This window comes from Mesoplasma tabanidae, assembly GCF_002804025.1.
Lineage (GTDB): Bacteria > Bacillota_I > Bacilli_A > Mycoplasmatales > Mycoplasmataceae > Mesoplasma > Mesoplasma tabanidae.
The window spans coordinates 20234-46073 of sequence record NZ_CP024969.1 but is presented as its reverse complement, the minus strand read 5'-3'; the positions used below and the strand labels follow the sequence as shown (position 1 = coordinate 46073).

Sequence of the window (25840 nt, the reverse complement as noted above, 5' to 3'; positions counted from 1 at the left end):
GAACTTTAAGTAATAAAAAAATGACTTTAAAGTCATTAATTTACTCTTTTAAAAATAATTTTTTTATCTCCTAATTTATTAAAACTAATTTCATTTCAGTTAATTATTTTTTCAAATGTTAATTCAACATCTTTTAAACCTATCTGCTCGATCATATCTTGATAGTTCTCAACTAAAATTGGTTTTAATAAATAAGTCATAATTGCAATATTTCTTTGAATCGTTGCAATAACATTTTTTAGTTCTGAAAAATTTTCTTCCTTTGCTAAATTTCATGGTGTTTTCTCTTCAATATATTTATTACATGCGTTCCCTAAGTCTAAAATATTTCTAATTGCATCACTAATTTTATATTCATCCATGTTTTTAATATATTCACTAACTGTTTGAATACCTTTTTCTGTTAGTTCTTTATCATAATGAATATTTGTCATATCCACAAATCCATCAAAATATTTTGTGATCATTTGGTTAGTTCTTGATATTAAATTACCTATATTATTTGCCAAGTGTGCATTAAATGATTCGATAAACAACTCATCAGTAAAGTTACCGTCTTTTTCTGTTGGTAATTCATAACCTATATAAAATCTTAGTGCATCAGCTCCGTAATTATTAATCATTTCAATTGGGTCAATTACATTTCCCAATGATTTGCTCATTTTTGTATCTTTGCTTAAAATTCATCCATGTCCTAGTAAATGTGTTGGTTGACGTAGATTTAAAGATTTTAAAATTATTGGTCAATAGATTGAGTGAAAACGAATAATTTCTTTTCCTGCTAATTGTAAAATTTCAGTGTTTTCATCTTTTCAGAATTTTTTAAAATTAGAATCATCACTTTGTAAATATCCTAAAGCAGTTATATAGTTTGTAAGCGCATCTAGTCAAACATAAACAACATGCTTTGGGTTTTGACTAATTGGGATCCCTCATGAAAATGAAGTTCTTGTTACTGATAGATCTTTAAGTTCTGGTTTAACAAATGAATTTAACATTTCATTTCTTCTGTACGCAGGAATAAGAAATTCACTAGCTAAAACTTCATTTTCCATAAACTTTTGAAATAATGACGTTTTCAAAAAATAAGTTTCTTCTTTAACTAACTCTAATTTTGTATTAGAAATCTTACACATATTATTTTCATCAATTTGATCAGCGTTTAAGAATTCTTCACAACTTACACAATAAAGCCCTTCATAGTTTCCTTCATAAATATATCCTTGATCTAGCAATATAGTAAATATTTTTTGCACAGTCTCTTCATGATATGAATCAGTAGTTCTTATAAATTTTGAATAATCAATTTTTAAAGCTTTTCAAAGTATTTTAAAGCTTTCAACTTTTTCTTCAAGATATTCCATTGGTGAAAGTCCAGCTTCATTAGCTTTTTGTTCTATTTTTTGACCATGTTCATCGCTTCCTGTTAAAAAGAATGTTTCATAACCTTGCATGTCTTTATATCTTTTTAAAATATCTGCAAGTGTTGTAGTGTAGGCATGACCAATGTGCAAGTTACCACTTGGATAATATATTGGTGTTGTTACATAAAATTTTTTAGGCATATATGATACCTCTTTCTATAATCTTAATTAATTATAATTTTACCAAAAACATAGTTAAATAAAATTGCTTTTTATTTTATTTAAATGATACTATTAACTTGTAAGAAGGCAGAGGTAGCGAAAGCTTGAGAAATACTCTTAGAACCTGATCTAGTTAATACTAGCGTAGGAAGTCCTAAAATATTTTTTCTGTCTTTTTATGTAGGAGGTTTTTTACATGAAAAGATATTTTTATTTACGAGTTAAAAGGATAAATACTAAAGACATTGTTGTAATGGGATTAATGTTAGCTTTATATTTAATTTTAAATTTAATGACTGCTTATTCTTTTACTCAGTTTTATTTGTCGCTAAACATAAAATTAATTCCTATATTTGTTTTAGCAGCTTATACTGATTGACTTAGAACATTAATTGTTGCAATACTTGGGGGAATTATTGGTTTTTTTCTTCCAACTAATGCAGATGCTGGTATTCCATTAGCATATGTATTTGATTATTGAATCCCTTTACTTTTAGTAGCAATCTGCAGTATTTTTTTACCAAGAGAGTTTAAAAGCAAAAAAGTTAAAGTTTCTAAAAAAAGCAAATTAATGATGTCTAAAACTGAAAGATTTAATTTATGATTTAAAGAAAAAAATGATTGATTTAAGTGAACGGGTGTTTGAATTCTTATTATTTCAATTTATGCATTGTTAGGATTTTGATCAAAAACTTTTGCAGGAGTTTTATTCTACTCTGCTGGTGCTGTTGAAAAAAATCAAAATGTTTGAATATTTTCAATGAGTGTTAATAGTGTAAATTCAGTTTTTGACTGAGCAATCTATTTAGCAACAATACCTGTTGTTTGTTACACTATTTATCCTGTTGCAAAAAACATTTACTAAAAGCAAAAAATCAGCTGAGCTGTATAAATTAAAATTGGAAGTGCAACACTTCTAACCGAATGTCTCATAAAATTCCTGAGCTGATTTGTAGTTCAGAATTTTACGAGGCATTTTATTTATTTCATTTAATATTTCAATTATATTATCATCTGTTAAATTTGTAAAATTAGTTTTCTTAGGTAAATATCTTCTGATTAATCCATTAAAGTTTTCATTAGTGCCTTTTTCACAAGAAGCATACGTATTACATGTATAAAGTGGCACGCTTAATTCTTGTGTGACTTCATGTAAAAGATTAAATTCCATACCGTTATCTTTAGTGATAGATTTAATATTTAAATTTTCTTTTCCAATTAATTCTTTTAATTTTTCATTTGTATGTTTCATAGTTTTATTTTCTAGTTTAATTGCAAAACCCTTTCGGGTAACTCTTTCGACAAGTGTAATTATTGCTTTTGAAGTGTTACCTGAACCCACAACTAAATCTATTTCAAAATGACCTACTTCTTTTCTTTTATTAATATTTTTAGGTCTATAAGTAATTGGAATAGAGTTCATTTTTGAAATTTCTCATAGATATTTCTTATATTTACTAGACTTTTTTCATCAAAACCTAGGTCTAAGCAAGTCTTTTGATTTTATTTTTATTTGTTTATTTTTAATTCAATTGTAAACAGTTTGAGTTGTTGGGGTTTTGATTCCAAGTTCTTTGGCCTTAAAAACGCAAACATCAATACTAAAGCTTTTTGGATTAAAATTTGCATAAAGAAATCTTAAGAATTCCTTATATTTATTTATTTCATTTTGATGAGATAAGGTGTTATTAATGTCTCTAGTAAATTGCGCATCTTTAGCTTTATAAATTACAGCTGCTTTATTTCTTTTGATTTCTCTGTAAATCGTTGATCTATTTCTATTTAGTTCTTTAGCTATGAAAGAAACTGATTTATTTTGAACATTTAATAGATATTCAATTAATGTTCTTTCTTTTAAAGATATTTGTTTATAATTATTCATGGTAACTCCTTTGGGCTTTAGTCGGTCAAGGGGTTGCTTTTTTGTATCAAAAAAACTGCAATGCCTATGAGATTATTTTCTCATAAGTGTTGCAGTTCCAATTTTAATTCGTACAGCTGAGCTGATTTTTTATTGAATAAATGCAGTTGCAATAAAGTATAGTATGAATAAAACATCTAATGCTCAAATTACAGGTTTTACTTCTTTTGTTTTTCCTACTCCTATAGATGTGACTGTATATGCAATTATTCCAACAGCAATACCATTAGCAATATTGTAAGTTATAACCATAAATAAAATACTAAAAAATGCTGATACTCCAATTTCTGGTTTTTTTCACTCTATTTCTGTAATTGAAGATATCATTATAGTTCCTATAAAAGCAGTTGCTGCCCCAGAAATACAATTTGGCATCATTTTGAATAACGGGAATAAAGGAATGCTTAGTAAGAATAATGACCCAGTTATAATGTTTGCAAAGCCTGATCTTGCACCTTGAGAAATACCTACACAACTTTCACTATAACATGCCATATGAGATACCCCTAAGCCTGATCCTATAATTGTTGCCCCAGCATCAATTATTAAAGCTTTTTGAGGTATTTGTTTGTCTTCTCCAACAGCTTTATTTAATTCAATGTTTATTGAAGTTAAAGTACCTGTTGCATCAAAGAAATTTAAAATTACTAAAACAAAAATTGAAACATACATTGTGGGCTTATTTCAAATTTCTGAATTACCAATTTCTGAAAATGAATTTTTGATATTCGAAGCAAATCCGTTAAATAAATGTCCAAAGTTTCATTCACTATCAGATCATTTAGCATTTCCTAATGAATGTTTTATTGCTTCATTATCAACTGTATTTGCTAAAATCAATGCAACAATAAATCCTCCAATCATCATGACCGCAACTGGAGCAAAGAATTTTTTATAAAATAATATAATTGAACCAAATAAAACAATTGAACCAATTATCATTCCTGGATAGTTTAATTTAAAATTTGATAAATCCGCTATTGGTAAATTAGAATCTGTTTTTGAAACAAAACCTATATTTGATATACCTACATAAGCAATAAAAAACCCAATTGACACACCAATAATCAAGTGTAGTGAATGTGGTAGAGCATTAATCATTAATGCTCTCAATTTTGTTATAGATATAATGCAGAAAATTATTGATGAAATCATTGCTGCAATTAATGCACCTTCATACCCAATTTTTCCTGTTTTAGCTATATTAAACGCAAAAAGCGCATTTAAGCCCATACTTGGTGCTAGTGCAATAGGAACATTTGCGCTCATACCCATAACAATCGTTGCAATAGCTGCAACTAGAGCTGTTGCTAAAAACACACCATTGCTGTCCATTGTGCCATTTCCATTAATGCTTGGTGCACTTCCTAATATTGCTGGCTCTACTGATAAAATGTACATCATTGAAAGGAAAGTACTTATACCACCTATGATTTCTTTTTTGAATGTTGTATTTAAATTACTAAAGTTAAAATATTTAGCAATTACATTTGTTGATTTTAAATAATTAAGTTTTTTATCTTTAACTTTAAAATCATCAGTTCTTGATCTTTTCATTCTAAACCCTATTCTTCCTCTAAAGTATAAATTTCTGGAAGTTGTCTATAAAGGTCATCAATTTCGAAACCATAACCTAAAACATATATATCGGGAACCTCAAATAATGATGTATACTTATATTTAAAATTTTTATGGTTAGATTTTTTTGATGCTAAAGTTAATATTTCTAAAGACTTTGGCTTTAAAGATAAAATATATTCATAAACTTTTTCTAAAGTTAAGCCTGAATCAATAATATCTTCAATAATTAAAACGTGTTGGTTTTCAATAATGGGTTTTGTTATTTTTTTATGAAAAACTAATTCTCTATTTGATTTAGTTCCTGAATAACTTGACGCGGTTATTGTATCCATTTTTATCGGCATTTCTAACATTCTTGCAAAATCGGCAAAAAAGAATACAGAGCCATTCAAAATTGTTACTAAAGAAAGTGTTTTTCCTTTATATTTTTCATTATAAATAGCGCCATATTCTGCAACTTTTTTTGCAATTTCTTCTCTAGAAATTAATAATTTTAAATTGTGTTTAAATTCCATTATAAACCCCTTCGATAAATTTACCTAGGTGTAATTAACAGAATTGGGATTTAAGATCCAAATAAGTTTAAACAGTAACTTATAGAGACTAAATAGGTTTAGTCGTAGAGACACCAATCCATTATATTGGTTTATACAAATACTGTTAATTACATATATAAATTATACATAAAAAATTAATATTAAAAAATAAAAAGTTAAATACAATTATTTTTAAAATGTTTTTTATTTTATAACTTATAGCATACTAATCTCTTGGTTTTAATTGTGGAAATAGCAATACATCTTTGATTGATTCAGAATTTGTTAATAACATAACAAGTCTATCAATTCCAAATCCAATACCCGCAGTTGGAGGCATTGCATGCTCTAATGCTTCAATAAAATCAATATCCATTTCAGTTGCTTCATCGTTTCCAGCAGCAGCTTCTTTGATTTGCTCATTAAATCTTTCATATTGATCAATTGGATCATTTAGTTCGCTAAATGCATTTGCATATTCTCTTCCAACAATAAACAATTCAAAGCGATCTGTAAATCTTGGGTCTTTAGCATTTGATTTTGATAATGGTGATATTTCTTTAGGGTGACCATAGATAAATGTTGGTTCAATTATTGTAGCTTCAACAAATTCTTCATAGAACAAGTTAATAATGTGTCCAACTGTATAATTATGTTTTTCAACATACACATTATGTTTTTTTGCTAATTCTAAAGCTTCATTAACTGACATTTCTTTTCAAAAATCAACTCCAGTTACTTGCTTAATTCCGTCAACCATGTGTAAGCGTTTAAATGGTTTTGATAAGTCTAATTTATGTCCACCATATTCAATAATTGGTGAATCATTAACTGCTGAATTACATTTTCTAAATACTTCTTCTGTTAAATCCATTAAAAAAAACATATCTTCATAGGCAACATACAATTCTAAAGAAGTAAACTCAGGGTTGTGTCTTGTACTCATTCCTTCATTTCTAAAGATTCTTCCAATTTCATAAACTCCATCAAATCCACCAACAATTAATCTTTTTAAATGTAGTTCAGTTGCGATTCTCAAATATACATCGACATCAAGTGCATTATAATGTGTAATAAATGGTTTAGCAGCAGCCCCACCTTTTACGCTATGTAAAATTGGTGTTTCAACTTCCATGTAACCTTTTTCATCAAGAATTTGTTGCATAGTTCTAATAATTTTAGTTCTAGCTTGGAATACTCTTTTTGATTCTGGATTAGTAATTAAGTCAACATATCTTCTTCTGTATTTTTCCTCAATGTCCTGAATCCCAGCATGTTTGTCAGGTAAAGGTCTTAATGCTTTAGATAATAAAGCATATTCTTTCGCTCTTAATGAAAGTTCACCATGGTTTGTTTTCATCATGATTCCTTTAAATCCAACAATATCTCCAAGGTCTAATTCTCTGAAGTTAGCAAATGCTGCATCACCAATTTCGTCTTGCCTTACATAAATTTGAATATCTGAATCTTGATCTTCAATATTTAAAAATGCTGCTTTGTTTCCAGCTTCACGGTAAAGTTTAATTCTTCCTGCAATACTAATTTCTGGTTGTTTTAAAGTTGATAACTCATCTTTTTCATAACTATTGTATAAATCAAGCAATTGTTTCAATGAGTGAGTTCTTACATATTTGCTTACTTCATAAGGATTAGAATTATTTTCAATTAATTTTTTAAGTTTAACTCTACGAACTAATTCTTGTTCACTAAATTTTCTTTCTGACATTTTATACCTCTTTATACTTTTCTATAATTTCTTCTAAATCATTAAATGTATTAATTTTATTTGCTTCTTCTTTTAACTGATTTAAAGTTTCTGTTTTTGGTAATACCGCAAAATATCAAGTTAAGTGCTTTCTAAATTCTCTAATTGCACTACCTTGGTCATGCTTATAATCTATTAACATTTTAGCATGCTTTAATACTGTTTCTTTTCATTCTTCAAAACTTGGCTTAGGTAATTCTTCACCAGTTTCCAAATAATGAGCAATTTCGCTAAATATTCAAGGATTACCTTGGCACCCTCTTGAAATCATAACTCCATCACAACCAGTTAAATCCAGCATTGCTTTCGCACTTGGTCCATCAATAACATCACCATTACCAATAACTGGAATATTTACAGCTTCTTTAACCTCTTTTATTTTTTCTCAATCAGCATGTCCTGAATAAAATTCGCTTCTTGTTCTACCATGAACAGTAATTCCACTAGCCCCTGCTTTTTCAATTAACTTAGACACTTCAACTGCATTAACGCTTTCTTTATCTCAACCTAATCTAATTTTTGCTGTTACTGGTTTTTTTGTATTTTCTACAACAGCCTTTACAATGTCATAAATTAATTCTGGCGTTTTTAATAAACTTGATCCACTTGCTGATCTAACTGCAACCTTCGGTGCTGGACAACCAATATTTAAATCAATAATGTCACAATCAACATTTTCATCAATTCACTTAGTCGCAACGATAAATGATTCAACATCATTACCAAAAATTTGCATGCTCATTGGGTGTTCTTGTTTTTCAACAGTTAACATACTAAAAGTTTTTTTATTATTATGTGTCATTCCTTCAACAGAAACCATTTCTGCACAAACTAGATCAGCACCTTTTAACTTTGATATTAGTCTGAAGGGCGGGTTAGAAACACCCGCCATTGGTCCTTGAACTAATTTTCCTTTTATTTCAATATTTCCTATTTTCATTATTAACCCATTCTATTATTATTTACATATAAATCTTTATTAATTTCTGTAAACTTAGCAGAAACTGTGATTCCTTGCCCACCAAAAAAATCTGTTAAGTGTTTAACTAGTGCTACTCTAGCTTCTTCTGGTCTTGCTAATCAATCAACTTCAACATAAATTCTCTTATTTGTATTTTCAGCTACATAAATATTTTTGTCATTGTTTATCATCAAAATAGCTTCTGGCTTTGCAACAATTAAATCAACAAGCTCATTTATTTTTTTTGAATACTCTTTTATTTGTTCTTCAGATATTCCATTAAATTTTAAGATTGGCATAAAATCACTCTTTTCTTTTATTTATTTTAACAAAATATATTTCTAACAACAAAGATTATTAAACATATTATTACTAAAAGTTTAGAAAGTAAAAGGATTCATTACTATGAATGAATCCTTTGATAATTTTCTTACAATCTTGAAATAGGTCCCAATGCAGGTCAGTAGCCCATTATGCTACCCTGTATAAGTTTATTTAATTTATTATTTTATTTTACTCTAAAGCCATTTGCAATATTTTCTTCATGAACAACAAAATTTCATATACCTTCAGAAAATTTATATTCAAATGTTGATTCAGTATTTTCTTTATCAACATGATCGCCAAATTCATTAAGAACATTATAATTAACTGCTCCCGTAATATGAATATACTCTCTTTTATCTTTTGAATATGTGTTTAATAACATTCCAATAGGTCCTTGAGCATTAGTAATAGCATTACGTTTTGCTGCCCAAGGTTCAAATCCATTTAAATTATCAGTTCCAGAAATGATTACATGTTTAGGCGATTTTTCTTTATTCCCAATTAATGGAATTAAATCAGTTGCACCATTTTGTGATCCATGATGTGGTAACAAAAACACATCTACTTTTTGAGAAGCTGCCGCTTTTCTAAATTTTGAATCTCTAATTACTGCTGTATTATCTTCCATATCACCTGGAAGCATGAATACTTCACCATTTACTTTGAATCGTAAAACCATACTTACAGCATTTGGGTCTGTATTTGTATATAAACTTTTAACAACTTTTTTTGAAGAATAAGCTGTTAAATTTTCAAATGTTCCACCTAAAAAATCATAAGTTTTTGAAAAAATAGTATCAACAATCGTATTACCTGATGGTTTTCATTGTTTTACAGCAGTTTCCAATCCTTTGCTATCAGTAGGAGCAACAATCGTTCCTACCTCAAATGACTCAACTAGATATTTTAAAGTATTATAATGATCAGTATGTTTATGAGAAATAAATATAGCATCAATAACTTTAACATTTGCTGTATTTTTCATAAAATTTATTATATTATCAGCATCAGTTTTATTTGCATAATTGCCTCAATAGCCTGTGTTTAATGCATCAGTTTCAGTTTCTAATGAATCTCCTCCGCTATTTAAACCAGTTCCGCAATCCATAACAACCGCATGGCCGTCTTTTTCTAAAAATGTAAAGTTACCACTACCTATAGATAGAACATAAAATGATACGTTTCCTGTTATCTCTTTAATTTTTGACGCACAAGAAACTGTAATAATTGATAAAAACCCAACTAGAGCTAATATAAGACTTAAAAATACTAAATTTATTTTTTTCTTCATTATCCTTTTGTGCCTCCAACACTTCTTTTTGTTAGACCATTAATAATTCATTTATTGAATACAATAAACACAACAATCATTGGTAAAATTGCTAGAATTGAAGCTGCCATTTTTACGTTAATTGGGTCTGCGATTGGGAATTCTTCAGATGTCATACCACTAACATTCATTAGTGAATAAAGCAACATAGGAATTGTTCTTCATTGACCTGTTTGATTATCGATAACTGTGATTGGTCATAAAACTGAGTTTCATGATTCGATAAATGAAATAATGAATGATGTTAATATTGTTGCACTCACAGCAGGTAAAGCAATTTTCATGAAGTATTGGAAACTTGACAATCCATCTACTTTAGCTGCTCTTTTTAAATCTCTATTTAGTCCATAGAAAGCATTACTCATAAGATATATAGTGAATACATTACCAATAAATGGAACAATTAATGCAAATAAAGTATCTCTTCATTGCATTTGAACTGATATTCAGTATCTACCTAATAACATGGCTTCTCCAGGAACCATCATTATTGAGAACATAATTATCATAAATAGCGAGTTAAATTTTGTTCTTCAGTTATAAATAGCAAAACCACCAATAACTGAAACAGTTAATTGCACTAATGTAGAAATCAATGCAATAAATAGTGAGTTAAAGAAAAATCTTTCGAATGGAATTGAATCTTTGGCACCTGAACTGTTTACATAAGAGAACATGTCTTTATATGCTTGTAAAGTTCAATGCTTAGGTCAAAGAGATTCCATTACACCAGTATCAACTTCTGAGTATGGCTTAAATGATGTTATTAACATTCAATAAAAAGGGAAAATCATAACAATAAGCATAATAATTAATACAGTATAGTTAGAAATATTTGATCCTATTTGTCTATATCAAACATCACCTGCCATTTTAATTGTTTTATCTTTTCTTCTATTTACTGTTCTAATGTAAAAAGCATGTTTAAACTTAAATTGTTTTTTATTTCAAAACATAAATCAAGAAAGACAAATTTTTAATCAAGATCTTTTAAAGAAATTAGACTGAATAACAATTTCAGATTCTCTTCTTGAAATTTCAGTTTCCTGTTTTACTAGATCTTTTTCATATTTTTCTTTTTTTGTTAATTTAATTTCTGCTGTTTGAATTTCAGTATCTGAAATTACAGCAACATTTGTTTTTACTACAGTACTTTCAATAATAGGTTCAGATTGAATTAAGGGTTTTTCTTTAACTGAAATCCTCTTAAAAGAATTAGTTCTGTTTCACTCTTCAGTTCTATTTTTTTTACTTCATTCACTTGTTCTTTTTTCCATGCTGACTCCTATCTATATTTTTTATTTAAGAATTTACTTAATTGTCTATTTGCTAATGTCATTACTAAAATAATAACCATCAATACTATAGAAGCGGCACCACCAGTACTGTATGATGGTAAACTTCCTGATCCAGAGTTTATTCTTGAGAATATAAAGAATACTGCTGTTTGTGCTTGTGATTTAACAGCTTCTTCATAGTTTGCAAATAATCCAAATGGCATAAATTTAAATGAACCAATAATTCCTGTTGTAATCATATAAATGATAACTGGCATAATTTGTGGAACAGATATTTTTCAAAATTGTTGTCATTTTGGAACACCATCAATTGATGCGGCTTGGTACAAGCGTTTATCAACTCTTAAAAATGCTGCTGTAAACATAATAATTTTAAATGGAAGCATTTTTCAAACCCCATAAATAATTAACATAATCATTGCATTTTTAGGTTCCTTTCAGTCAACTCTTGATAATCCTAATTTAGTTAGTAATTGAGTTAAAAGAGATGTATTACTTGTTGAAAATAATATTGAGAATGCCATAGCAACAGCTAAAGCTGATGTTACATATGGTAAGAAAAATGCTGATTGGAAGAAAGCAAATGCTCTCTTACTTAAAACATTACTTAAAGCTTTAGCTGTTCAAAGTGCGATTAATAAAGAAATTGGCACAGATACTAAAACATAAATCAATGTATTTCTTAACGCTATTGGGAATTCATGAGTTGGTTCAGTAAATAAGTTACCAATATTTTTAATACTTAAAATAAAAACTCCATTTGCCCCATTTGCACTTAACCCATATTTAAAAACAATAAATATTGAGAAATATGAGAATATACATACAAAAAATAGACCTGGTAAAACTCAAATCAATTGGTTTATAAGATCAAATCTACCCTTTTCCATGTTTTTGGGCTTTGTCTTTTTACCCTTAGAATTTATAACTCTGTCATCAATTAAGACAAAGCCTTCATCTTTCTTATTTCTACGCATATTTTACCTCTACTAAGTTTGTTTCTGCATCAAATAAGTATAAATCTTCTTTTCTTGCGTATAGCTTTAATGTTGATGAATCTTTTAAATTATTTCATTCATGTGGTTCTAAAATTAAAGTGATTTCTAATTCATTTTCTAAACGAACCTTAATGTGGTTTTGTTTTCCTAATTGTTCAACTAATGAAACTTCGCCTTCACCAATGAATATTTTTCCTTTTGTACCTGAAATACTGATTCTTTCAGGTCTGATACCTAATGTTCACTGTTCTTTTTCTATTTTTTCACCTTTAATAGTTAATTTATCACCTGATGGCAATTCAAATGTTGATTTTTTAACTTTAACATCAATGAAGTTTATGTTTGGCGTACCAATAAAGTTTGCAACAAATTTATTTTTAGGTTTATTATAAATTTCTAGTGGTGTCCCACTTTGTTGTAAAACACCTTTATTCATAACAAAGATTGAATCTGACATACTCATTGCTTCTTCTTGATCATGAGTAACAAATACAGTTGTAATACCAACTTTTTGCTGGAATCTCTTAATTCATTCTCTAGTTGTTAAACGTAATTTTGCATCTAAGTTAGATAAAGGTTCGTCCATTAATAAAATACTTGGTTTTTTAACTACAGCTCTAGCAATAGCTACCCTTTGTTGTTGTCCACCAGATAATTCACTTGGTTTTTTATTTAATTGAGACTCAATTTCAACTTGTTTAGCCGCTTCTAAAACCAATGTTCTAATTTTTCTCTTTTTAGAATAAATATTTTTTCTAATTTCTTGTTCAATTTCTTTAGTATCAATTTTAACTGAATTTTTTTCTAATTCTGTTGCAACCAATAAAGGCAATTTAACAAATGTTTCAGAAATAAAACTTTCAGTTTTTTCTGCATATACTATTAATAAACTTTCAGTTAAAGCTTCTCTTTCATTCATAAAGTTTGCAAAATCGGCATTTTGAATATTTAAAATATCAACTCCGTCAGCATTTTTACCTTCTTGTAGTGAAACGATTTTTTCAATTTCTTTGTTAATTTTTAAAAGTTGTTCACTTGATTCAGAATTATTTAAGTGTTCATTCATATTAACTGAGTAATAATTTGTTAATTGTGTGAATTCACTTTGTTCCGCTGAATTAACAAAATTTTGCATGCTAATGAAAACTAATTCATTTAATTTTCTCTCAATATTGTTAAATTCCATTTTTGAAATATTCATAAAGTATTTTGTTAAATCATTTTGAATATTAATTTCACTTGGAAGTTTCTTTAAAACTTTTTTAACAAACTTTTCATTTAATTTTGCATGTTTGTTTAAATATGCGACTCTGAAAGTTTCAATTTTTTTACTTATTAAAATCACTGCTGCTTCAATTTTACTATTTTCAATAATTGGTGTTTTAGTTTTAATTAAAACTTCTGCAAAATAAACGTCGATTTCTCTTTCAAGCTCTGAAACTTGTAGGTCAATAAAATCATTTGTTATAGCCGTTTTAGTTTGATTATATGTTTCATAACCATTTTGGCTTGATGAACCATTAAAAATATCTAATTCTGAGCTGACTTTTTTTTGTTCTTTTCTAATTTGCTTTTTAGAAGTTTTGCTTGTTTTAATTAATTCAACTAAGTGTTTTTGGTTATCCTTAACATTTTTTTCATTTAATCATGCATAGTACCCAATTGTACCAGCAAAGCGAACATCTAATTTTTGAACTAACAACGCTTTATAATTTCTTAAAATTACTGATTCTAATCTAGCTTTAATTTCATTAAATTTAATTTTTAATTTGTCATATAAATAACTAACTAAATGGTTTTTTAACACTTCCGCATTTTCAAAATCAGCAAACAATTGATCTGTATACTCAACTATTGAATTTTTATGATTTTTTAAAAACTCTGTTTCAAGTAATTTAAATTTATAATTAGTTTCTTTTAAAAATGATTTTAAGTCATTTAAAAAATCATTTTGTTGTTTAATCACTAACTCAAATGCTTTAGTTTGTTTTAAATCATTCAATCTGTTTTTGTATTTAAAATTATCTCTTGCTAATTCTTTTTTAAAATCTTTTGAGTGATATAAAGGGTATGCAATATTTTTAAAAACACTCATATGTGAATAAAGCGCATAACTTTGAAAAACTAATCCTATATTTCTTTGTTGAGGTGTTTTATGTGTCACATCAACACCGTCAAATAGAATTTGCCCTGATGTTGTGTTAATTAAACCTGCTATCGCATTCAATGCTGTTGTTTTTCCACAACCAGAAGGTCCTAAAAGGGAAACTAGTTCCCCTTTATTAATATTTACACTTAGGTCATTTACCGCCAAGAAATTTCCATAGTCAATTGTTATATTTTTTAATTTAATACTCATGTTTTTAAAAACTTTCTATTTTAATTTTTTTCTCTATTTGTTTTGTGTTTTTTTGAAAGTCATGTTAATTTTACTAAACATGTCTGTGTTATTTTTTTTCATTACATATGTATTTAAGTTGTAAACATAGTTTGCTTTATTCAGTAAGTCTGTGAATTTAACTTCTTTTGCTTTGTTTAAATCTGTTATTGTTCCTGTTCCTGTCATAGCTGTTGCTATTCCATCGCGAACTGTTGAACCAATTGGTGCTGGTGTAGATGTAACTAAAATTGTTTTACTTGGTTGAACGTTTGTTCCTAAGTTTAAGTAATTTTCAATAAATCCTGAATTAACCGCATTAGGTGCTGCTTGTGAACTTAATCTATTTTTTGAAGTTGAACGAACTGGTGTAAATGTGTTTTCAACAGTAAATGCAGTTCCATTATTTGTTTCGTTTTTTTCATTAAGTTTTTTAACTACTCCACTTAATATTTGGTTACTTGCATCCCCAACTTTTCCTTTTGTATTATTAAAGTCACCATTTACATAATTTTGGTAAATTAACATTCCTGATTTTGTTGGTGGCATGTAATTTGATTTTAAAGCAAAATCAGCTGCTTGTTTTGGTTGCATCATGTAGTTTAAGAATGCTGTAACTGTTTTTTCTTTATCAGCTGCATTTGAACCTGTTGATTTAAAACCTGCAATTCCTGGACCTTGTGACATGAAAACAGATTTTTTTCCTTGAGCTGTCGAAGTTGATGCTGTTAATACATCAGCATTAGTAACTGGTTGGTATGTTTCATCTTTAGATACTGATCTATCTTTAACAAAATTATAAGCTCCTGCTGTTGATCCACTTGACATAAATGATGACCCAACTAAGAAACTATCACTTGTATAATATTTAGTTGTTCCTTCTTGTCTGCTTAAATTTAATGTTCCATTTCATTGTTCTTTATAAGTTAATTGTTGACTTGCATTATCATTTGATAATGCAATGTCTTTAAAATCTTGTAAAAATTTTGAAGTATCTTGGAAAGAATCAGAAGTTTGATCGAATTCAACGTTTGCAACTCTAGTTGCTTTATCATAAGTTGCATTGTAGAAAAAACCATTATCTTTATTTGTTATATCAATTGATGCTATTCCACTTCTAGCTGCTTGATCCATAAAATATTTATTTGCTAATGAATCAATACCAAATGAGAAATGACTATCTGCTGATTTATTAACATTATGAAGATCTCCTTTTTTATCTGCATATCTTAAATCAAAGTTTGATTTAACTGCATTATAAACTGTTGCCATATCAATGATTGTTTCATTTTTTGAGAATATTTCTCTTATTTTTTCATCAATATTTTGTGCGTTTGCAGTTCCTAATTCATTGAATAAATTAACCAATCTAGCTAGTGATTCCTTAGCATTTTGATTGTTTCCTAAGTTTGCTTCATTAATTACTAAATCATCTTTATAAACTTTAGTTCCTGACAATTTACCTTCACCAGTTAAATTTTTTCTTTCGCTATTATTAAATTCCTCAAAAGCTGTTCTTGCTTTAGTTGCAACAATAGAACCATCGAATGCACTAATTTCATCTGATCCATTTCCTTCAGTTAAAGCACCCGTTTTAATTTTTGAAACAAATTCTAAGAAAAAGTTTACGTTAATAACTGATAATTCAACTGATTTTCCGAAAGGTAAAACTATTTGAGTAGCTTTCTCGCTTCCATCCATTTTGTATTGCCCTTCTTTTAAGAAAGAATCATCAACTATATCACCTGTTAATTTACTGTAACCAGCTTCACCTATTGAAGATTCCATATCTCTAACTTGATCTCCAACTTTTGTATTTGCGTACAGTGAAACTGCATCAGCATAACTTACATATAAGTCAGGTAAGTTATCCCCTGTTAAAATAGCGTCGTTAATTGTTCCTGACTTTGCTCATCTTACTTCAACTGGAACAAATCCAGTTTCGTCTTTATGAATAGCGTTAAATTCTTCAGCCATATCCATATATGCATCTTTTTTGTCAATAGAAGCTGTACCAACCGCTTCACCTGGAAGCATAAATATTACAGATTTTTCTGGTTTCACTCCACATGATACAACACTCATTCCAGCTGTACTAACTAGTGTTACAGATGATAATGTTAATAATAATTTTTTCATTTAAAAATAATCCCCCTAATTTTTTTATACAAATTATTACTTAATAAAGAAACAACTTAATTAAATAAAATATTTTTATCTTATAGTCTTAAGATAGGTCTTAAGGCGGGTCAGTAGCCCATTATGCTACCCTGTATAAGTTAATTTTTATTAAGTTAAAGATATTATAATATAATATTTTATATATATAGATATTAAATATAATGATAAGTGTTATATTTTATGATATTATTAAATATAAATCAAAGAAACAAATAATATAAAAAATAGACTTAAGTTATAAATTGTAAATGGAAGTGCAACACTTCTAACCGAATGCCTTGAATAACTGATTAGCAGTTTTATAGCTAAGCAGTTATTCAAGGCATTTTATTTATTTTTGATAGTAATGAGTTAATCTTATCATCGTTTAAATTAGAAAAGTTTGTTGATTTTGGATATTCTCTTCTCATTAGCCCATTGAAATTTTCATTTGTTCCACGTTCACAAGAAGCATAAGTATTAAACGTATATAATTTGACATTAATTTTATTAGTAATTTCATGTAATAAATTGAATTCCATACCATTATCTTTTGCGATACTTTTTAGCATAATATTTTCTTTATTAATAAGTTTTAAAAATTTTTCATTTGTATGCTTCATTGTTCTATTTTCTAATTTAATCGCAAAAGCTTTTCTAGTTAATCTTTCAACTAAAGTTAAAATATAACCACTGTTTTTTTCACCAACAATTAGATTAATTTCATAGTGATCAAACTCTGAACGATTGTTTATTCATTTAGGTCTAAACGAAATAGGTATTGAATTTAAGTTAGCTCATTTTTCTAAAGAGTTCATTGTATTTACTTGATTTTTCTCATCATAATCTAGGTCTCAACAAATGTTTAGGTTTAATCTTTAACTGATTTATATTGATTCAATTGTAAACAGTTTTTGTTGTTGGCGTGTTTATACCAAGTTGCTTCGCTTTAAAAACACAAATATCAATACTTGAATATTTTTTACTAAAATTGGAGTATAAATATTCAATCAAATATCTATCTTTTTTATTTAGATGTTAATAATTATTCATGTGAATACTCCTTTGTGCTTTGAACGGTTATTGAGGTATTCACTTTTTTTATGCAAAAAAGGAAGTGACTCATGAGAATATTTTCTCACAAGTGTTGCACTTCCAATTACAATTGATAACTTAAGTCTATTTTATTTTTGCTAATTTAAATTTTCAGTTTTTATTGTGAATTCAAATGACTTAAATGAAGCTGCCTTAATTGTTAATTTTTGATCTGCTTGTAAAATCGATTCTTGTTTTAGTTTAAATGTAATTGTTCCTGTTAAACCTGGATATGTTGATATTTTAACTACGGGTTCTTCAAATAAATCTTGACTTAATCCTTCAATATCTATTTTAGAATCTATAGCCTCTCTAGAATTTTTGTTTTCCAAATATAGAGTCAATTCTCTGTTATTTAAAGTTGCTTCAGTAATTTCTTCCTTATTTGAATTTGTAACTAATAAATTTTGCTTTTCTGCTTTGAATTTTAAATCATAATTTTGAGTATATTTTGTATTTCATGACAATGTTCCATCTTCTGATTTATTAGCACCAAAATAGCTTATTTGAACTGCTCATAAATTATGATTTTCTTGAATAAAATCTGTTTGATTTGATTGTGTACCTAATAGTCTAATTCAAATATCATATTCATTATCTGGTTTGCCTGTTGGTAAATCTTTTGAAGAAGCTGAAATCCCTTTAACTCCTTCTAACTTTAATAATTCTGAGGTTTCAGGATTTTTTAAATCAGACATAGCAAAATAAATATCATTTTGATTTTCATATATTTTATTTGAATCCAATTTTATTGATTCAACTATTTTTTCTTGAACTGATTTTAAAACAGTTTCTTGCGTATCTTTATTTTTTTGACCATTTCCACAAGAAACTACTGTTGAAGCTCCAATTGTTGTAAGACCAATTGCTCCTAATACTGCTAATAATTTTTTCATATTTTCCCCTAATTTTGAACACAACCTAAAGAAAAACTTTAGATATTTTAATAAAAAAGGTTTTTTTGGTAACCAAAAAAACCTTTACACTTATAGTCTCAAGATTGGTCTTGAGGCGGGTCAGTAGCCCATTATGCTACCCTGTATAAGTTTTTCATATTAAGTTGTTAATGAAATTATACAATAAAATATATTATTTTTTATATGATACAAAAACATTTTCGTATTTAAAACTTTTTACATTATCAAAAGTTGCGTAAGTTCATTCCCCATCTTTAACTTCTAAATAATCTACTTTTAATGTGTCTTGATTATTTGTGCCAGTGCGTTTTGTAGAGCTTCTAACTGCTACTACATAAATTGAATAATTAAATAATTCATTTGGATTTGGTGCTTTTTTAATTGCTTCATCAACGATATCCTTTTGTTTTTCTCCTAAAGCTAAGTTGTCTGCAAACAAAATGTTTTTTCTTGCTACTTTTGAAAAATTAATTGTTTTAATTTTTTCATTCATATCACTTGAACTCTCAAAAGTTGTTCCAATTTGATCAATAACAAATCCTTGTACTTGTTTTAAGTTATTGTTTCAAGCTGTAACTCCAGAAACATTTGTATAATCTTGATCATTATTTTTTTGCCCTGATCCACAACTTACTAAAGTTGTTCCTGTTGTAGCTGTTAATCCAACAGCAGCTAATATAGTTAATATTTTTTTCATATTATTCCTTTCTTATGTTTTATTATTTTGTTCAACCAAATAAAAAAGTTTTATAAAAGTCCTATAGTCTTCAAATTGGTTTGAAGGCGGGGTCAGTAGCCCATTATGCTACCCTGTATAAGTTTCTTATATATTTAGTTGCTCTATAAATATATAATTTAAAAATTAAAATAAAAACAATAAAAAATATTGAAAAAAAGTTTTTTTGTATCTATATTACTTATTTGCAAATTACTATATTTAACCGAAATTTACATCAGTAAAAATAAAGAATAGTTACTTCTAACTATTCTATAAATTAAAATTGGAAGTGCAACACTTCTAACCGAATGTCTCATAAAATTCCTGAGCTGATTTGTAGTTCAGAATTTTACGAGGCATTTTATTTATTTCATTTAATATTTCAATTATATTATCATCTGTTAAATTTGTAAAATTAGTTTTCTTAGGTAAATATCTTCTGATTAATCCATTAAAGTTTTCATTAGTGCCTTTTTCACAAGAAGCATACGTATTACATGTATAAAGTGGCACGCTTAATTCTTGTGTGACTTCATGTAAAAGATTAAATTCCATACCGTTATCTTTAGTGATAGATTTAATATTTAAATTTTCTTTTCCAATTAATTCTTTTAATTTTTCAGTTGTATGTTTCATAGTTTTATTTTCTAGTTTAATTGCAAAACCCTTTCGGGTAACTCTTTCGACAAGTGTAATTATTGCTTTTGAAGTGTTACCTGCACCCACAACTAAATCTATTTCAAAATGACCTACTTCTTTTCTTTTATTAATATTTTTAGGTCTATAAGTAATTGGAATAGAGTTCATTTTTGAAATTTCTCATAGATATTTCTTATATTTACTAGACTTTCTTCATCAAAACCTAGGTCTAAGCAAGTCTTTTGATTTTATTTTTATTTGTTTATTTTTAATTCAATTGTAAACAGTTTGAGTTGTTGGGGTTTTGATTCCAAGTTCTTTGGCCTTAAAAACGCAAACATCAATACTAAAGCTTTTTGGATTAAAATTTGCATAAAGAAATCTTAAGAATTCCTTATATTTATTTATTTCATTTTGATGAGATAAGGTGTTATTAATGCCTCTAGTAAATTGCGCATCTTTAGCTTTATAAATTACAGCTGCTTTATTTCTTTTGATTTCTCTGTAAATCGTTGATCTATTTCTATTTAGTTCTTTAGCTATGAAAGAAACTGATTTATTTTGAACATTTAATAGATATTCAATTAATGTTCTTTCTTTTAAAGATATTTGTTTATAATTATTCATGGTAACTCCTTTGGGCTTTAGTCGGTCAAGGGGTTGCTTTTTTGTATCAAAAAAACTGCAATGCCTATGAGATTATTTTCTCATAAGTGTTGCAGTTCCAATTTTAATTCGTAGAATAGTTACTTCTAACTATTCTTTATTTTTATGAATATTTTAAATTAATTTCTTTGTAGAAATCGCCTTGTTGTCTACCTAATCAATATGCTAAATAGGCAGAATCAGTTGCATTGCTTGGTGACTTAATTAAATCATAAAAACTCATATTAGGTTTTTTTGCTAAATCCATAATTCCATTTGTTCCTGATATTGAGTTTTTTATTCCACTTCTCACTATATCTGTTACAGGGTGCGCTTTTGATGAAACAAGACTAACTTTGTTTTCTTCAAGATGAACCTCATTTCCAATTTTTGGATTTAAGTAATCATTTATAAAACCTGTATTTACAGGACTAATTCCTGCTTTTCATTCGGGCTTGTTATTTGTTAATATTTGCCCAAAATATTCTGGTATTAATTCTTCAGCTTGGTGCTCAGTGATACTATTTGAATTATATGATGCTTCTATTTCTTGTACTACTTTTATAAGTGCTTTTTTATCTTTTGGATTTCCTTCATTATTATTATAATTACCATTTAAATAATTTTCATAAATAAGCATTCCGGATTTTGTCGCTGGCATATAACTTGTTCTTAGCGCAAATCTAGCAGCTGGTACTGGTTGCATAATGTAATTCAAGAAATTTTTAACACTTTCTTCTTTATACAAAGCGTTGCTTCCATTAGATTTAAATCCAGCTATTCCTCTACCTTGTGACATAAAAACAGCTTTTTCCGGATTTGATTCATTTGTTTTAGAAGTTGTTATAACATCGGCTCTTGTAACTGGTGTATAAGTAACTGTTTCTTTTTGTGTCGGTAAGTTTTGATTATTGTATACATCTAGATTTTTTGTTCATGAGGTTGTAAAATAAAAATCATTTGCAGATGATGCACTTCCCATAAACATAGTCCCTTTTGTAAAGTCTTGTGTTATATATGTTTTAGATTGAGAATTTTGTTCGTATCTTGATGTTGAAAAAACACCATTTCATTGTTCTGAATAATTTATTGGTACAGATTTATCTTTTTCAAAATTACTTAATGCAATTTTCTTCATACCTTGTAGGTATTTTGATGTATCCTTAAAACTTTGAGATTCAGAATTCAATGTGATATTTGCCTTTTTATTTTCATAAGTTGCGTTATATCAAAAATCCTTGTCATTTTGAATATCTATAATCTCATGACCTTCACTTGTTGAAGCGTAGTCCATGTAGTACTTATTATCAAGTGAATCAATACCAAAAGCAAAATTAAATTTTTCATTTGGTTTAACATACTTATTATTATCAATTTTGACAGTTACATCTAAAAGATTTTTTTGTATAATTTGATTCATTGCGATTGTTAATGCTAAAACATTTTTAGTTGACGCAAAAATTGATTTAATCCCATCAATTGAATTATCAACTTTTAAAAATAAGTCTACTAAATAATTGTAAGTTGTACTATCAATAGGAACTTCTAGATCATTTTGTTTTAGATATTGATTATTTTGAACAATTGTTAAACCATTTTTAAATATTCTTGTTCCTGACATTTCAGTATTATTTTCAAGTACATTTTTTCTTTTGGCATTGTATTGTTTATATTTTTCTTCAAGATTTGTTAATTTTGACTTTACACTTTCTTCTTCAAAAAGAGCCATAAATTGAAATAATAAATTTACATTTATAACTGAAATATCAAATGATTTACCAAAAGGGAATACAACTTGAGTTTCTTTATACTTACCTTCTTCAATAAAAGCTGGGGTTATTAAATCATCAGTAAATTTTTTAAAACCATCTTCGCCCATTGATTTTTCCATGTCTCTTACTTGATCAGCCACAGTTGACTCCAAGTAAGTAGAAGCAGCATCAACATATGAAATATATAAGTCTGGTAGATTATCACCTGTTAAAACAGCATTATTAAGATAACTTGACTCTCTTCAAACAACATTAATAGGAACGAAATTTTCTTCGTTTTTGTGTTCTTCATTAAACTCATCAGCCATTTCTTTATAAGCATTAAGTTTTTCTAAATCAGTGTCACTCATTGAATAACCTCCAATAAGAGCAAATATTACTTCTTTCTCTGGGCTAACTCCACAAGAAACAACAGAACCTGCAGCACCAGCAATAATAAATACAGATGATAGTGTTAATAATAGTTTTTTCATTTTATTTCAACAACTTTCTTTTATATGATATTTTAATTATAAAACTTATTATTAATAAAAACAAAAAATGAACCATTATTGGTTCATTTTCTAAGATCACTCGATTGTTTTTGGATCTGCTGGCTTCTTATTTTTCTCTAAACTGTCAATTAATCCATTTTTAATATGAATTACTGTGTTAGCAATTTTCGCGATGTTAGGGTTGTGAGTAACTACAACAACAGTTGTTTTTTGTTCACGGTTAACTTTTACTAAAATTTCTAGAACTTTACGTCCCATTTCTTCATCTAAAGCACCTGTTGGTTCATCAGCAAACAATATTTCTGGATTTTTTGCTAACGCTCTAGCGATAGAAACCCTTTGTTGTTGCCCCCCCGACATTTGGTGAGGATATTTGTTCATTTGTTCCTTCATTCCAATAGTTTCAAAGATTTCTTCAATACTCATTCCTTGCTTATCTTTATTTGCAAGATTTTGCCCAACTTCAGCATTTTCTTTAGAAGTTAAGTTTGTTAATAAGTTATATTGTTGGAAAATAAATCCTACATTTCTTCTTCTAAATTTTGTTAAATGTGAATCTTTTAATAAAGATAAATTTGAACCCAAGATGAATACATCACCTTCAGTTGCTTTATCTAATCCAGAAATAACATTTAAGAAAGTTGTTTTCCCTGATCCTGATGGTCCAAGAATAACAATGAAATCACCTTTATCTAATTTAACATCAATACCTTTTAAAATAGGTGTTTCCAAATCTCCAGTTATATATGATTTTCTAACATTTTTTAGTTCAATAATATGTTCTAAAGTATTTGGGCGACAATTTGCAGTTGTAACAATAGTTCCTTGACTTAAAATATCTTTTGAATATTTATTTGTTAATTGTTTTTGATATTTATTTTTTTGTTTTAAACCTTTTACACCTTTATCAAAATTTGCTTTAGGTTCAAGTTCAATAAATTCACGTTTAGCTTCAGACTCAGCTGTTGTTTGAAAAACTTCAATTTCTTTAACTTCAACAACTTCAACTTTAGTAGCTTTTTTTTGTTTTTTAGCTACTGGTTTTTTTGTTTCAGCTTTTTCTTCTAAAAGTTTTTTTGCTTCTGCTTCTTGTTTCATTTTTAATTCCCTTGCTTGTTTTTCCTTTTCTGCTTTTTCAGCGTCAACTCTTTTAGTTTCAACCAATTCTGTTTCTTTTGCAGCTTTTGCTTTTTCAGCAGCAACTCTTCTAGTTTCTGCTTCCGCTTCTTGTTTCATTTTTAATTCGATTGCTTGTTTTTTAAAAAGAATTCTCTCTTTTTCTTGTTGCATTTGTTCTTTATAAATCAATTTAGCTTGTTTTTTATTTTCTTTTTTGTATTTTTTTTCTTCTGCAAGTTTTTGCTTAATTGATTCTTTTTCATTTAATTTTTCAATCAATTTTTGTTCTCTTTTGCTTAGAGAACCTTCATTTTTTGGCGTTTCTTTAATGTTTTGAACTTTAACTTCTTTAGCCTTAGGTCCCAGTTCTTTTTTAACTGTTTGTTTTACCTCAGCTATTTTTGATTCTTCAGTTTTAGGTTCAGCTATTTTTTTTGAAACTGATTTTTTATTTAATGATTTATTTGTTGAACTTATAGCTTCTTTGTATTTATCAACAATTTCTTTATTGTAGGCAGCTTCATTCTTAACTTGAGCTGCTTTTTGTGCATTAACAGTTTTTGTATTTTCTGCCTTAGACCAAGTGTTGGCACTAGCATTTTTTTTGTTATTAGCCATTATTTGTCCCTATTCTTTCTTAAAAATGTTAAAACAATATCTTTATAATTCTATCATTAATAGAAAAAAACAAAAGGATTTTGGACAAATATATTGCCTCTCCTTTTGCTCTAATTAAATTAATTGCTTAAGCTTTTCATTTTTAACAATGTATTCTTTATTACAAAAATCACAAATAACTTGAACATTTTCATTATTGTTAATTAATTCTTCAATATCATTTTTTCCTAATAATTTAACTGAGTTCAATATTTTTTTATCATTGCATGTACATTCAAAAATAATCTCTTTGCTTTCTAAAATTGTTGCATCTTCAAAAATTTCTTTGATAACTTCATAATAATTTGTTGATTTGATTAAGATTTCACATATAAAGTTAGTATTTCCCAATTTTGATTCCAACAATTCAATATCTTCTTGAGTATGTTCTGGTAATAATTGAATTAATATACCTACAACTTTTTGAATTTTTAGTTCTTTATCAAGTTTTACATCACTTGTTAGTAAAGAACCAACTTGATTACTATCTCTTAAAAAATCCATTCAAATATGATCCATATTAGGTGAATCAGTATTAATTGTTGAAACATAAGGTTCTTTTAGGCCCATATCTCTACTGTTTAAAAGTTGTCCCTGAGTTCCTATTGTTGCATAAACCGGGTTGTTACTTAGTTTTGGTATATATTGTTCAATCTCAAAATCTTTAACTTGTGCATACGCTCTAACTTTATTGTTTTGAAATTCGGCAATCATTTTTTTAACTGCTCCATTATTTGAAATATAATTTGAATTAATTTTTGCAAGTTCTTTATTATCTAGTGAAATTAATGTATTACCTAAAGTAAATTTTGATAAAGCGATGCTTACAAAAGGATTTGTTTGTTGCAAATCACAAATTTGTCTCATACTTTCACTAATATCTACTATTGCTATTTTTGCATTATGTTTATGGCTTATTGCTCTTATTTGTAAATCCATTTTGC

At 27.6% G+C, this 25840-nt stretch carries 19 protein-coding genes, 1 pseudogene and 6 riboswitches; of the genes and pseudogenes, 1 reads left to right on the top strand and 19 read right to left on the bottom strand.

Annotation, left to right across the window (positions count from 1 at the left end; translation table 4 throughout):
- Positions 1-35: 35 nt before the first annotated feature.
- On the bottom strand, positions 36-1565 hold the full coding sequence (gene metG, locus MTABA_RS00170) for a methionine--tRNA ligase (RefSeq protein ID WP_100679209.1): 1530 nt from the start codon (positions 1563-1565) through the stop codon (positions 36-38).
- 100 nt (positions 1566-1665) lie between these two features.
- A riboswitch (TPP riboswitch) is annotated at positions 1666-1754 on the top strand.
- Between the two features lie 28 nt (positions 1755-1782).
- On the opposite strand from metG, the gene MTABA_RS00165 reads away from it, so the two are divergent.
- Positions 1783-2451, top strand: coding sequence for an energy-coupled thiamine transporter ThiT (locus tag MTABA_RS00165; RefSeq protein WP_100679208.1), 669 nt, complete (start codon positions 1783-1785; stop codon positions 2449-2451).
- 51 nt (positions 2452-2502) lie between these two features.
- On the opposite strand, the gene MTABA_RS00160 is transcribed toward MTABA_RS00165, so the two are convergent.
- The 18 genes and pseudogenes from MTABA_RS00160 to MTABA_RS00075 form a co-directional block, all read right to left on the bottom strand.
- Complete coding sequence (locus tag MTABA_RS00160; RefSeq protein ID WP_100679207.1) at positions 2503-3468, bottom strand: IS30 family transposase; 966 nt, start codon at positions 3466-3468, stop codon at positions 2503-2505.
- Between the two features lie 129 nt (positions 3469-3597).
- Complete coding sequence (locus tag MTABA_RS00155; protein WP_100679206.1) at positions 3598-5064, bottom strand: NCS2 family permease; 1467 nt, start codon at positions 5062-5064, stop codon at positions 3598-3600.
- An 8-nt stretch (positions 5065-5072) separates the two neighbouring features.
- Complete coding sequence (locus tag MTABA_RS00150; protein WP_100679205.1) at positions 5073-5603, bottom strand: phosphoribosyltransferase; 531 nt, start codon at positions 5601-5603, stop codon at positions 5073-5075.
- Between the two features lie 62 nt (positions 5604-5665).
- Positions 5666-5762: riboswitch (purine riboswitch) on the bottom strand.
- Positions 5763-5850: 88 nt separating this feature from the next.
- Positions 5851-7350 carry a lysine--tRNA ligase gene (gene lysS / locus MTABA_RS00145; RefSeq protein WP_100679204.1) on the bottom strand — a complete coding sequence of 500 codons (1500 nt, stop codon included), beginning with the start codon at positions 7348-7350 and terminating at the stop codon, positions 5851-5853.
- Between the two features lies 1 nt (position 7351).
- The gene (dusB, locus tag MTABA_RS00140; protein ID WP_100679203.1) at positions 7352-8329 is read right to left on the bottom strand and encodes a tRNA dihydrouridine synthase DusB; all 978 of its coding nucleotides are present in this window, start codon (positions 8327-8329) and stop codon (positions 7352-7354) included.
- Positions 8330-8331: 2 nt separating this feature from the next.
- Positions 8332-8649, bottom strand: a complete 318-nt coding sequence (locus tag MTABA_RS00135; protein WP_100679202.1) for a DUF1904 family protein — start codon at positions 8647-8649, stop codon at positions 8332-8334.
- A gap of 129 nt (positions 8650-8778) precedes the next feature.
- A riboswitch (nucleoside riboswitch) is annotated at positions 8779-8841 on the bottom strand.
- Between the two features lie 17 nt (positions 8842-8858).
- Positions 8859-9968 carry a ComEC/Rec2 family competence protein gene (locus MTABA_RS00130; RefSeq protein ID WP_100679201.1) on the bottom strand — a complete coding sequence of 370 codons (1110 nt, stop codon included), beginning with the start codon at positions 9966-9968 and terminating at the stop codon, positions 8859-8861.
- A complete protein-coding gene (locus MTABA_RS00125; protein WP_100679200.1) occupies positions 9968-11284 on the bottom strand; it encodes a carbohydrate ABC transporter permease in 1317 nt (438 codons plus the stop codon). The genes MTABA_RS00130 and MTABA_RS00125 overlap by 1 nt, the downstream gene beginning before the upstream one ends.
- A gap of 8 nt (positions 11285-11292) precedes the next feature.
- The gene (locus MTABA_RS00120) at positions 11293-12282 is read right to left on the bottom strand and encodes a carbohydrate ABC transporter permease (protein ID WP_100679199.1); all 990 of its coding nucleotides are present in this window, start codon (positions 12280-12282) and stop codon (positions 11293-11295) included.
- On the bottom strand, positions 12275-14662 hold the full coding sequence (locus MTABA_RS00115; RefSeq protein ID WP_100679198.1) for an ATP-binding cassette domain-containing protein: 2388 nt from the start codon (positions 14660-14662) through the stop codon (positions 12275-12277). The genes MTABA_RS00120 and MTABA_RS00115 overlap by 8 nt, the downstream gene beginning before the upstream one ends.
- Before the next feature lie 33 nt (positions 14663-14695).
- Positions 14696-16819, bottom strand: coding sequence for a hypothetical protein (locus MTABA_RS00110; RefSeq protein ID WP_100679197.1), 2124 nt, complete (start codon positions 16817-16819; stop codon positions 14696-14698).
- A 78-nt stretch (positions 16820-16897) separates the two neighbouring features.
- A riboswitch (nucleoside riboswitch) is annotated at positions 16898-16960 on the bottom strand.
- A 166-nt stretch (positions 16961-17126) separates the two neighbouring features.
- Positions 17127-17854, bottom strand: a pseudogene (locus tag MTABA_RS00105) (IS30 family transposase); the annotation flags it as partial.
- A gap of 179 nt (positions 17855-18033) precedes the next feature.
- Entirely contained in the window at positions 18034-18831 is a 798-nt protein-coding gene (locus tag MTABA_RS00100) for a lipoprotein (protein ID WP_100679195.1), read from the bottom strand.
- A gap of 88 nt (positions 18832-18919) precedes the next feature.
- Positions 18920-18982: riboswitch (nucleoside riboswitch) on the bottom strand.
- Between the two features lie 42 nt (positions 18983-19024).
- The gene (locus tag MTABA_RS00095; RefSeq protein ID WP_100679194.1) at positions 19025-19549 is read right to left on the bottom strand and encodes a lipoprotein; all 525 of its coding nucleotides are present in this window, start codon (positions 19547-19549) and stop codon (positions 19025-19027) included.
- 59 nt (positions 19550-19608) lie between these two features.
- A riboswitch (nucleoside riboswitch) is annotated at positions 19609-19672 on the bottom strand.
- A gap of 198 nt (positions 19673-19870) precedes the next feature.
- Positions 19871-20836 (bottom strand): IS30 family transposase, encoded by a 966-nt coding sequence (locus MTABA_RS00090; protein WP_100679193.1) that lies wholly within the window; start codon positions 20834-20836, stop codon positions 19871-19873.
- 142 nt (positions 20837-20978) lie between these two features.
- On the bottom strand, positions 20979-23099 hold the full coding sequence (locus MTABA_RS00085; protein WP_100679192.1) for a hypothetical protein: 2121 nt from the start codon (positions 23097-23099) through the stop codon (positions 20979-20981).
- Positions 23100-23189: 90 nt separating this feature from the next.
- Complete coding sequence (locus MTABA_RS04010) at positions 23190-24056, bottom strand: ABC transporter ATP-binding protein (protein WP_425270568.1); 867 nt, start codon at positions 24054-24056, stop codon at positions 23190-23192.
- Positions 24057-24971: 915 nt separating this feature from the next.
- Entirely contained in the window at positions 24972-25835 is an 864-nt protein-coding gene (locus MTABA_RS00075) for an Hsp33 family molecular chaperone HslO (protein ID WP_100679190.1), read from the bottom strand.
- Positions 25836-25840: the final 5 nt, after the last annotated feature.